Origin of the sequence: Baaleninema sp., from assembly GCF_049974805.1 — a bacterium.
Classification (GTDB): Bacteria; Cyanobacteriota; Cyanobacteriia; order Cyanobacteriales; family Geitlerinemataceae; genus Baaleninema.
The window spans coordinates 1-10569 of sequence record NZ_JBNGCO010000140.1 but is presented as its reverse complement, the minus strand read 5'-3'; the positions used below and the strand labels follow the sequence as shown (position 1 = coordinate 10569).

General features: G+C 54.3%; 11 protein-coding genes, 1 tRNA gene and 1 pseudogene. 7 read left to right on the top strand and 6 right to left on the bottom strand.

Translation table 11 applies throughout. The annotated features are described in order from the left end of the window. Positions 1–51: 51 nt before the first annotated feature. The 6 genes from ACP5D4_RS19290 to ACP5D4_RS19265 all read right to left on the bottom strand — a co-directional run bounded on the left by ACP5D4_RS19290 (position 52) and on the right by ACP5D4_RS19265 (position 4447). A complete protein-coding gene (locus ACP5D4_RS19290; RefSeq protein WP_428013243.1) occupies positions 52–1179 on the bottom strand; it encodes a geranylgeranyl reductase family protein in 1128 nt (375 codons plus the stop codon). 111 nt (positions 1180–1290) lie between these two features. Then, positions 1291–1836, bottom strand: coding sequence for a ribosome recycling factor (gene frr / locus ACP5D4_RS19285; protein WP_428013242.1), 546 nt, complete (start codon positions 1834–1836; stop codon positions 1291–1293). Beyond that, entirely contained in the window at positions 1826–2554 is a 729-nt protein-coding gene (gene pyrH, locus ACP5D4_RS19280; RefSeq protein ID WP_428013241.1) for a UMP kinase, read from the bottom strand. Before pyrH ends, frr begins: the two co-directional genes overlap by 11 nt. 70 nt (positions 2555–2624) lie before the next feature. Then, entirely contained in the window at positions 2625–3170 is a 546-nt protein-coding gene (locus ACP5D4_RS19275) for a thioredoxin family protein (RefSeq protein ID WP_428013240.1), read from the bottom strand. Between the two features lie 72 nt (positions 3171–3242). After that, positions 3243–4178: an agmatinase gene (gene speB / locus ACP5D4_RS19270; RefSeq protein WP_428013239.1), complete on the bottom strand. Its 936-nt coding sequence runs from the start codon at positions 4176–4178 to the stop codon at positions 3243–3245. 137 nt (positions 4179–4315) lie between these two features. Next, on the bottom strand, positions 4316–4447 hold the full coding sequence (locus ACP5D4_RS19265; RefSeq protein WP_428013238.1) for a hypothetical protein: 132 nt from the start codon (positions 4445–4447) through the stop codon (positions 4316–4318). On the opposite strand from ACP5D4_RS19265, the gene ACP5D4_RS19260 reads away from it, so the two are divergent. The 7 genes and pseudogenes from ACP5D4_RS19260 to ACP5D4_RS19230 form a co-directional block, all read left to right on the top strand. Continuing rightward, the gene (locus ACP5D4_RS19260) at positions 4441–5856 is read left to right on the top strand and encodes a PP2C family protein-serine/threonine phosphatase (RefSeq protein ID WP_428013237.1); all 1416 of its coding nucleotides are present in this window, start codon (positions 4441–4443) and stop codon (positions 5854–5856) included. The two genes, ACP5D4_RS19265 and ACP5D4_RS19260, sit on opposite strands and share 7 nt — an antisense overlap. 74 nt (positions 5857–5930) lie before the next feature. Then, on the top strand, positions 5931–7322 hold the full coding sequence (argH, locus tag ACP5D4_RS19255; protein ID WP_428013236.1) for an argininosuccinate lyase: 1392 nt from the start codon (positions 5931–5933) through the stop codon (positions 7320–7322). A 10-nt stretch (positions 7323–7332) separates the two neighbouring features. Continuing rightward, the gene (locus ACP5D4_RS19250; protein ID WP_428013235.1) at positions 7333–7707 is read left to right on the top strand and encodes a hypothetical protein; all 375 of its coding nucleotides are present in this window, start codon (positions 7333–7335) and stop codon (positions 7705–7707) included. Between the two features lie 193 nt (positions 7708–7900). Further along, positions 7901–8971 (top strand): YgfZ/GcvT domain-containing protein, encoded by a 1071-nt coding sequence (locus ACP5D4_RS19245; protein ID WP_428013234.1) that lies wholly within the window; start codon positions 7901–7903, stop codon positions 8969–8971. Between the two features lie 70 nt (positions 8972–9041). Continuing rightward, complete coding sequence (cofG, locus tag ACP5D4_RS19240; protein ID WP_428013233.1) at positions 9042–10061, top strand: 7,8-didemethyl-8-hydroxy-5-deazariboflavin synthase subunit CofG; 1020 nt, start codon at positions 9042–9044, stop codon at positions 10059–10061. Between the two features lie 41 nt (positions 10062–10102). Then, positions 10103–10174: transfer RNA gene (locus ACP5D4_RS19235), tRNA-Cys, on the top strand. A gap of 61 nt (positions 10175–10235) precedes the next feature. Continuing rightward, a pseudogene (locus ACP5D4_RS19230) lies at positions 10236–10569 on the top strand (RNA-guided endonuclease TnpB family protein); the annotation flags it as partial.

Here is a 10569-nt window from a genome sequence, read left to right as displayed (position 1 = left end):
CAAGTCGGATCGCTGAAGGAAGAATCCCCACGCCGTGATAGCTGGGGAGTGTCAACTGCCCATGAGGCCGCCGCTGAGCTTGCGGATAGCTCGGTCTGCAACGTCCGAATAGCGGAGTTCGCCGCAGAGGATTTTTAACATGATTTGAGTGGCGATGGGTTGTTTGATAGCCGCTTTGTAGGCGATGCCGGGAAAGCGGTAGAGGGCGCCGGCCAACCGCGAAGCCCAGGTCATGTCGGCGCCCCAACTGTCGCGCACGGTTTGCGTGTATCCCGCGAGGGCGTCGGTATCTCCCGAGAGGGCGCGATCGATGGCCTCGGCCGCTTTCATGCCGCTGAACATCGAGGGGCGAATGCCTTCGGCGGTGAGGGGATCGACGAATCCCGCTGCTTCTCCGGCTAATAAGGCTCGATCGCTGTGGAGGGTTCGATCGCCGTCCCACAACAACACCGAACCTTCGGTAATTTGGCGGTTTTCGGCGGGAAGTCCCAGGCGATCGGCGTAGTCCGAGAGAGTTTTCGAGAGGTTTTTGCCGTTCCCCCCGATAAACGTACTCGTCGAGACCGAAACGCCGTCCGCTTTGGGAAACTGCCAAATAAAGCCGTTCTTCACCTGTCCGAAAGCGAAATCGATAGGGGCGTCCGCCGACGGTTCCATCGGCACCTCTAACGTGGCCGCCGATCGCACTTTCGGGGTTTTCAGCTTGAGCCATTCCGCACAGGTGTTATTGGCGCCGCTGGCGGCGATGACATAGCGGCCGGCCGCCGGTTCGGTGTCCGTCTCGACCCAAACGCGATCGCTCTCGACACGAATTCCCGTGACCGTCGTACCGTCGCGCAGTTCAGCCCCTTGGGACTGCGCCTGAGTGATGAGGAAATCGTCGAATCGATCGCGTCGAACCATCCACATCGGCTCTTGGGTTTCCAATTCCACCACCACCGGGTCGTCGTACTTCCAGGTGTAGCGAACGGTTTTCACCTTCCGCGAAATCGCGGGGGCAAAATCGAAATCGAACCACTGCGCCACCACCGGAGACACGCCCCCGGCACAAGGGCGATATCTCGGCTGAGGTTGCTTGTCGAGGACGAGTACCGATCGCCCCTGTTTGGCGAGGTGATAGGCGGCCGAACCGCCAGCGGGTCCTGCACCGATAACGATGCAATCGTAGAGTTCGGTCATCGAGTTTTGTTCTTGAAATCCGTCAAAGTTAAATTTGTCTGGCAGTTACGCGCAAACCCTGACGGACGCAACCCTAGCATAGATTTTTCCGAGCTGCCTAGGGAACGCCACCTAGACGGTGGTAATGTCTTTCTCTTTGGCGGCTAAGAGTTTGTCGATTTTCTCCGTGTATTTGTCCGTGAGTTTTTGAATCTCGTCTTGCAAGTCGCGGGACTCGTCTTCCGAGATGTCGCTGTTTTTCTCCTGTTTCCGCACGTCGTCCACGGCGTCGCGGCGAATGTTGCGAATCGAGACTTTGCCCTCTTCGGCGTATTTCGCGGCCATTTTCACGAATTCCTGACGGCGTTCGCTCGTCAGCGGCGGCACGTTCAGGCGAATCACTTTACCGTCGTTGTTCGGCACCAATCCGACATCCGAAGTGGAAATCGCTTTTTCGACCCCCGCCAAACTGCTGGGGTCGAAGGGCTGAATCATAATCGTACTGGCGTCGGGGGTGCTAATGCTGGCCAGGCTTTTGAGAGGCGTGGGGGTGTTGTAATAGTCCACCATCACGCGATCGAGCAGGGAGGCGTTGGCGCGGCCGGTGCGAATGGTATTAAACGCCCGTTGCGTTGCCTCAACGGCTTTCTGCATTCGATCTTCTACATCAGGTAACATCGCAAGATCCTCCTACAATCGTTCCCACGGGTTCGCCCGTCAGAGCGCGACGGATGTTCCCGTGTTTGGATAGGTTAAACACTATGATAGGGATATTGTTCTCTTTACATAAAGCGATCGCCGTACTGTCCATCACCCGTAAGTCGTTGGCGAGGACGTGGGCGTAGGTCAAACTTTGGTAGAGGTGAGCGTCGGGATCGACCGTGGGATCGCGATCGTAGACGCCATCGACCTTCGTAGCTTTGAAGATCGCTTCGGCATCGATTTCGGCTGCCCGCAGTGCGGCGGTGGTGTCGGTGGTAAAGAAGGGATTGCCCGACCCGGCGCCGAACACCACGACGCGGCCTTTTTCTAAGTGGCGCATGGCGCGACGGCGAATGTAGGGTTCGGCCACTTCCTGCATGGCGATCGCCGTTTGTACGCGAGTCGGAACGCCGATTTGTTCGAGGGCGTCTTGTAGGGTCATCGCGTTCATCACCGTGGCGATCATGCCGATGTAGTCCGCCGTAGCGCGGTCCATGCCCGCCGAGGCGGCTTTGATGCCGCGAAAGATATTTCCGCCCCCGACGACGATGGCAACTTCGGTTCCCGCCGCCACCACGTCAGCAACTTCTTGAGCGATATCTTGAACCACCGCCGGATCGATTCCGTATCCCCGGTTGCCCATCAACGCTTCGCCGCTTAACTTGAGTAGTATTCGCCGGTAAGCCGTTCCCATGTCCTACTTCCCCTAGTGAACCGCCTCCAACTATACCAGGTCGCGGGGTTGAGGGGGCGGTCAACTCCGTTCACTTGCGCCAGATGAGGGGACAGCCCACGGCGGGGGTGGTGGTGGGTTCGATCGATTGGTTTTGTAGGAGTCGATCGAGGGCGGTTTGGAGATAGAGATTTTCCGCCGCTTGGGGGTTTTCGGGGTTGTTGTCGATGGCGCCGCGATAGCGCACAACGCCGCTGCGATCGATCAGAAAGGTTTCTGGCGTCACGTTGGCACCGAAGCTTTGGGCTACGTCTTGCGTCACGTCTCGCAGATAGGGAAAGTTCAGTTGAGCGTTTTCGACGAGGGCTTTCATGGCTTCAAAGCCATCGTCCGGACTCTGTTCGCTATCGTTGGCGTTAATGCCGATGATGGCGACGCCGCGATCGCGATAGTCTCGTTGCAGTTGTTTGAGTCGATCGATCGAGGCGCGGCTGTAGGGACAAGTGTTGCCTAAAAACACCACCACAACGGCTTGGTGGTTGTCGAGATAACGGGCGAGATGGTGAACTTCCCCTCGGGTTCCGGGGAGTTCGAAGTCGGGGGCATACTTGCCGACGGCGGTATCTGTGACGCTCATAAGTGTTTTTTCAACCTGTCGTGCGCTCGAACGCTTCCTCTGAACCTCTGTTCGGAGGGGTTGGCGTGGGGGTTAACGGAATCTTGTCGATGCACCTTGTCGGGATCGCGCCAGTTCGCGATACCCCACTATTTTATAAGTCAATTTGGCGGCCGTAAATTCTGATACCACGGAGTCGCTGAGGGGACAGAGTTCCATGATATCGGCACCGATGAGGGTGCGATCGCCACAGAGCCGACGTAAAAACTTCAGGGTTTGACGCCATCCCAATCCCCCCGGTTGCGGCGTTCCCACTCCCGGCATTAATCCGGGATCGAGGCCGTCGAGATCGACGGTGAGAAAGACTTTTTCGGTGGCAATGCTATCGATCGCGCGATCGATCCAGTTGGGATCGCCTGCGATGTCCTCGTCCCAAAACACCGGAATATTTCGCGATCGAATCAGTTCGGCTTCTTCCCGGCAAAGGCTGCGAATCCCCACCGGAAGGGAAGGACAGCCCAGTTCTAATACCCGGTGCATGACGCAGGCGTGGTTGTAGCGAGAGCCTTCGTATTCGGCGCGTAAATCCCCGTGAGCGTCGATTTGTACCACCGTAAACGGCTCGTCTCCCAAAGCTTGGCGGTATCCCGCCACCACCCCGGCGGTGATGCTGTGTTCCCCGCCGACACTGACGACGAATTTACCGTCTGCGGTGCAGCGGGCGATGGTGTTGCGAGTTGTCTCCAGCATTTCCGTCTCGGATACTGTTCCCTGGCGGGTGTCGGCGATGGGGGCGTGGGTGTGAATCCCCACCTCGAAACAGGTTTCTCGTTCCAACTCCACATCGTAATATTCCAATTGGTCGGAGGCTGCCAACAACGCCGCCGGGCCATCTTGACATCCGACGCGATATGTGGTAGTGGCTTCGTAAGGAACGGGTAAAATAACCACCTGTGCGTTATCGTAGCCGACATCGACTTCTTCGCCGATAAACGGAAACATTTCTAGTTGCGAAACAGAATCAGGCACGGTTTCTTCATCTCCACGCGAGAAGCGGATCTATTATTATGCGCCTTGTTCCTTTTTTCGTAGCCGAGCGATCGACAGTTGCCAATTGACGAAGTTTGTTGCTAATTTCGTCCAAACACCGTAAACTTTTGCGATACTCATCGCCAACCGTCACCGTTCGAGTCCCCTAAAGGAATTCCGTCCCCGGTATCTCCCGAGATGGCGTTAGAAAATTCTGTAAAAAAACTTTGGCGAACCTGTCGAGACAGCAGTTCGCTGTAATATGTCACCCGAGCGAATCGATATAAATTCTTTACCTGCTGTGTCTGTGCCGTTACAGCCTGCCACACCGAACGAGCCGACTCCGCCTTCCGAGCCGACTCCTGTATTCGCGCTGAAAGCCTTAGTGGCGCGGTTACACCGGGAACAAAACAAAACGCAAGATTTGTTGAGTTCTCTGGGGTTTGCGCTGCGTAGTTTTAACAATCTCAATCAGTTTCTCGAACTGATTCCCCTCGTCGCCAGTCGCGTGACGGATGCTGAAGGGGGAGCGTTAATTCTGTTCAAACCGGACGGTCAAATCCGCCTGCAACGGCTACATTGCCAGGAAGGCCAGTCCTGTACGGATATGCGCCGCGCCATCGAAACGGTAACGCGACAGCGAGAACCGGAAGTGGCGACGCCGGGAGAATTCGACGAACAGGTGGCGCAGTATTTGGGGGAAGAGTTGCGCCTGTTCGGAACGCCGATTTCGATTCAAGATAAGGAACGGGGACGGCTGTACGTTTTCAGTCGCGATCCCAACTATCGCTGGACGGAAACGCGGCGTAAGTTGGTACAGTTGGTGGCGGATCAGACGGCGGTGGCCATCGTCAACGACGAACTGGCGGCGGAGTTGCGCCAGAAACAACGGCTCGATCGCGAGTTGGAAATCGGTGCGGAAATTCAGTTACGCTTGCTTCCGAGTCAATGTCCCGAGATTTCGGGGATTCGCGTGGCGGCGCGATGTCAAACCGCTAACCGCGTCGGCGGGGATTATTACGATTTTATTCCCACCAGTCACGATTTGGTTCGATCGAGTCGTTCGGAAGCCTCCGGAAGCGGACGCTGGGGAATCGCCATCGGCGACGTGATGGGGAAAGGGGTTCCGGCGGGGTTGATTATGACCCTGACGCGGGGAATGCTGCGATCGGAGGCGCTCAACCAACATTCGCCGGCGCGGATTCTGCAACATCTCAACCGCGCCATGTACGCAGATTTGGAGAATTCCCACCGCTTCGTCACGTTATTCTATTCGGAGTACGACCCGCAAACGCGAACGCTCTCCTACAGCAACGCCGCTCACAATCCGCCGTTGTTGTGGACGGCGAAAACTGGTGAGATTTCCCGGTTGGATACTTGGGGGATGTTAGTGGGGTTGGATGCGGAGACGGAATATGAGGAAGATAGTGTGATGTTGGAAGATGGCGATACGATTTTGTTTTATACGGACGGGTTTACGGAAGCCGCCAACCAACACGGCGATCGCTTTGAGGAGGAAAATTTAATCGAGGCGTTCCGTGCTATCTGTCAGCGTCGCCAAACTCCCGACGATATCCTTAACTATATGTTCGATCGCGTCCGCGAGTTTATCGGACCCCACAAGTCCAACGACGACGATATGACGTTAGTGGTATTACAAAAAATCGCCCCGTCGTAATCGACTCGCCATCACAAATTCTCTCGCCTTCTTTTGTTGTTTGTCGTTTTTTAACCGTTTTCTTTTTGCTTCCGATGACTCAAGAAAAAACCTGGAGCCAACGCTTTGAAACTGCCCTCGATCCGACCATCGCTCGCTTCAACGCCAGCATCGGATTTGACATCGAGCTGATCGAATACGACTTAACCGGATCGATCGCTCACGCCAAAATGTTGGCAAAAACAGGAATTATCTCGGAAGAAGAAAAAGAAAAGCTCGTTTCTGGAATCGAGCAAATTCGCCAGGAATACCGAAACGGTGAATTTAACCCCGGAATTGATGCCGAAGACGTGCATTTCGCCGTTGAAAAAAGATTAACAGAAATCGTCGGAGACGCCGGAAAAAAACTCCACACCGCCCGTTCTCGCAACGATCAAGTGGGAACCGATACTCGGCTGTACCTGCGGGATAAAATCACGAAAATTCGCCAATATTTGCGAGATTTCCAAAGCGTTCTCGTCAAAATCGCTGAAAATCACGTTGAGACGCCCATTCCCGGCTACACGCACCTCCAACGCGCCCAACCTCTCAGCCTCGCCCATCATCTCCTCGCCTATTTCGAGATGTTTCAGCGAGATTGGGAACGGTTAGGAGAAATTTACAAGCGAGTGAACGTTTCGCCGTTAGGATGCGGGGCGTTAGCCGGAACGACATTTCCCATCGATCGACATTATACCGCCGAACTCCTGGGATTCGATCGCCCCTACGCCAACAGCTTAGACGGCGTGAGCGATCGCGACTTCGCCATCGAATTCCTCAACGCCGCCAGCCTGATTATGGTGCATTTAAGTCGGCTTTCCGAAGAAGTAATTCTCTGGGCGTCGCAAGAATTCAATTTCGTGCAATTAAAAGATAACTGTTCGACGGGTTCGAGCATTATGCCCCAGAAGAAAAACCCCGATATTCCCGAACTGGTTCGCGGAAAAACCGGGCGCGTCTTCGGACATTTGCAGGGAATGTTAGTCTTGATGAAATCCCTGCCCCTAGCCTACAACAAAGACTTACAAGAAGATAAAGAAGCCCTCTTCGATGCCGTAAAAACCGTCAGCGGCTCCTTAGAATCCATGACGATTCTATTCCGAGAAGGTTTAGAATTCCGCCGCCAACGGCTCCAAGAAGCCGTCGCCGAAGATTTCTCCAACGCCACCGATGTCGCCGATTATTTAGCCGCGAAAGGCGTTCCCTTCCGCGAAGCCTATAACCGAGTTGGGAAAGTGGTTCGGACTTGTTTGGCATCGGGAAAATTGTTAAAAGACTTGACACTAGAAGAGTGGCAAGAACTGCATCCGAAATTCGAGGCAGATATTTACGACGCGATCGCGCCGCAACAGGTAATTTCCGCCCGAAATAGCTTCGGCGGAACAGGATTCGATCGAGTTCGCGAGGCGTTAAAAGTAGCGCGAGAGATGCTGAAAGAATCCCCGTAAAAGTTCTGTTATGAAACCCAAATTCACCAACCAACTGGCATGGCAACAGGCACAAGCCTTAATGCAGCCTGCCTTCATTCGCATTCTCGACAACTTGCGAAAATACCTCGAAGAATCCACATGGGAAGGAACCTATCACGAAACCCAAGTGCCGATTCCCGGGTATCAACTGCACTTGAAAAAAAACGGTGCCGAGAAAACCATCGATATTTGGGAACTCTGCTATCAAGTGTGTTTTCGCGACTACCACCCCACTCACACCCCCAGCGAAACCCAGGAAGTGGAAATCGATACCAGCCTGTTTGACGGAAACGAAATTGACTGGGAACGTCTCGACGAAAAAGCCAGATCGATCGCCCAAGAAATATTCAAGACAGACTCGTAGGGTGCGTGACTTGAAAAATTGGGTATAAATGGTTATGGGGAAAAATCGTCAGTCACCGCCCCGATCGCACCGCCCACAGACGTAAAAAGCCCTTGTAAATAGTTATGGAGAAAAATCATCACGCAGCACTTGTCTCCACTCTTGGCTTCCCATTAAGCTAGAAAAACCTATTTCAATTCGGCTACGACTTTCTATGAATCAGGCTTTACGGGAAATCCAAACCGCATCGAGAGCGAAATTCGGCGAAATTGCGCCAGGAGTCGAAGCGCCTTTGACTTTCGGAAACGACGCCGACGCCCTCAACGCCGCGAAAACTGGCGTCGCCCTGTACGATCGATCCGCTTGGGGGCGTTTACAACTAACACAAGCCGATCGCCTGCGTTTCCTTCACAACCAAAGTACCAACGAATTCAACTCGCGCCAACCCGGAGAAGCGTGCGATACCGTCTTCCTCACCAACACCGCGAGAACCCTCGATCTCGCCACCGCCTACATCACCGACGACGCCCTATTACTCCTGGTTTCCCCCAGTCGTCGCGAAACCCTCCTGAAACTGCTCGATCGCTACATCTTCCCCGCCGATAAAGTCGAATTGAGCGATCGAACCGACGACACCGCCTGTTTCACCCTAATTGGCGAAGAAAGTCGATCGCAACTCCAAAAACTGGGTATCTCTGACGACATTTCCCCCGGAACCCACCGCCTCGTCGCCCTCAACACCCACGAAATCCGCATCGCCGCCGGAAGCGGCTTAGCCCTCCCCGGCTACACCCTCATCTGCAACACCGACGCCGCCGCCGAACTTTGGAAAACCCTCCACGAATCCGGCGCAACTCCCCTCGGCGAAACCCCCTGGAACCGCCTTCGCATCCAACAAGGGCGCCCCGCCCCCGACGCCGAACTCACCGACGATTACAATCCCCTAGAAGCCGGATTGTGGCATACCATCTCTTTTAACAAAGGCTGTTACATCGGACAAGAAACCATCGCCCGTCTCAACACCTACAAAGGCGTCAAACAGCAACTTTGGGGATTGCATCTGAATTCCGCCGCCGAACCCGGAACCCCCATTACCCAAGGAGACACAAAAATCGGAACCCTCACCAGCATCGTGTCTACCGAAGACGGGTACGTGGGTTTAGGCTACATCCGAACCCAAGCCGGAGGAAACGGCTTATCCGTCACCGTCGGCGACGCCACCGCCGATGTCGTAGACGTACCCTTCCTCTCCCGAGGATACCTAGCCGAGTTGACGCCATCTTAAGGCGAGTCAGAAGCCCGGTATTGGCGAGATATCGGAGTTTTAAAGACAGAGTCTCATTCCCCAACCACCAATGTCTTTCTCCCCCTCTTCCTCTCTCCCCTCCTCCCCCTCTTCCTCTCTCCCCTCCTCCCCCTCTCAAATTCCCATCACCTACAGCCCCGCTTACACCCTCGTTCCCACCTACGAATGTTTTAACCGTTGCAGCTACTGTAACTTTCGCGTAGACTCCGGAAGCGACAAGTGGATGACTTTAGAACGGGGAAAAGAGATTTTAACCGATCTTCGCGAAAGCGGATCGATCGAACTTCTCATTCTCAGCGGCGAAGTTCACCCCAACCACCCCCGACGAAAAGCCTGGTTTCAACGAATTTACGACTTGTGCGAATTAGGCTTATCAATGGGATTTCTCCCCCATAGCAACGTCGGACCCCTGACACTCGAAGAAATGGCGATGTTGAAAACCGTCAACGTTTCGATGGGGTTAATGTTAGAACAAGTCACCCCCAAACTCCTCGACACCGTTCACCGCCACGCCCCCAGCAAACGCCCCGAATTGCGAATTCGACAACTCCGACAGGCGGGAAGTCTGCAAATCCCCTTGACTACCGGATTACTGCTGGGAATTGGCGAAACGCCCCAAGATTGGCGAGACACCTTAGCCGAAATCGCCCAGATTCACCGTCACTGGGGACATATTCAGGAAGTCATCTTACAACCCCACCGCATCGGAACCCAGCAAGCCGAGGCGGGAACGGCGTTCGATACAGCGAAACTTCCCCAGGTGGTGGCGTTAGCCCGAGACATTCTCCCCGACGACATCGCGATTCAGATTCCGCCGAATTTAGTGCAAACCCCGGAAATTCTCTTAGCCTGTCTCGAAGCAGGGGCGAGAGATTTAGGGGGAATCGGACCTCGCGATGAAGTCAACCCCGACTATCCCCATCCTCACGATCGCACTTTACGGGAAATTCTCGATCCCGCCAAGTGGAAATTACAGCCGCGACTTCCGGTTTATCCGCAGTTTGACGAGTGGCTCTCGCCCCGATTGCGGGACGCCGTAGAACGCTGGCGCAGGCAGTTAAGCTGTTGACAGCTACGCTGAATATGCTATAATAGATAAGCTATCGGCTTGGGGACATAGCCAAGCGGTAAGGCAGGAGACTGCAAATCTCCCATCCCCCGGTTCGAATCCGGGTGTCCCCTTTTTGACCCCGGCTTCAGCCTAGCTGTGGTATAATGATACTAATCACGCAAGTATCAAACGATGTTTGTTCTCGAATACAAGGTCAACCCCAAACCTTATCAAGTCTTAGCCATCGACGAAGCGATTCGGACGACTCAGTTCGTCCGCAATAAAGTTTTGCGTTACTGGATAGACAATCGGGGTGTGGGTAAGGCTGAGTTATTTCGGTATAACACACGATTGAGAAAAGAGTTTAAGTTTGTTGAGGAACTCAACTCTCATGCTTGCCAGACGGCGGTCGAGCGAACTCTGAGAGCCATTACTCGTTTTTACGAAAACTGTAAAAACCAAGTCAAGGGGAAGAAAGGTTATCCTCAATTCAAAAGGAATACCCGTTCAGTCGAGTATAAAGTTT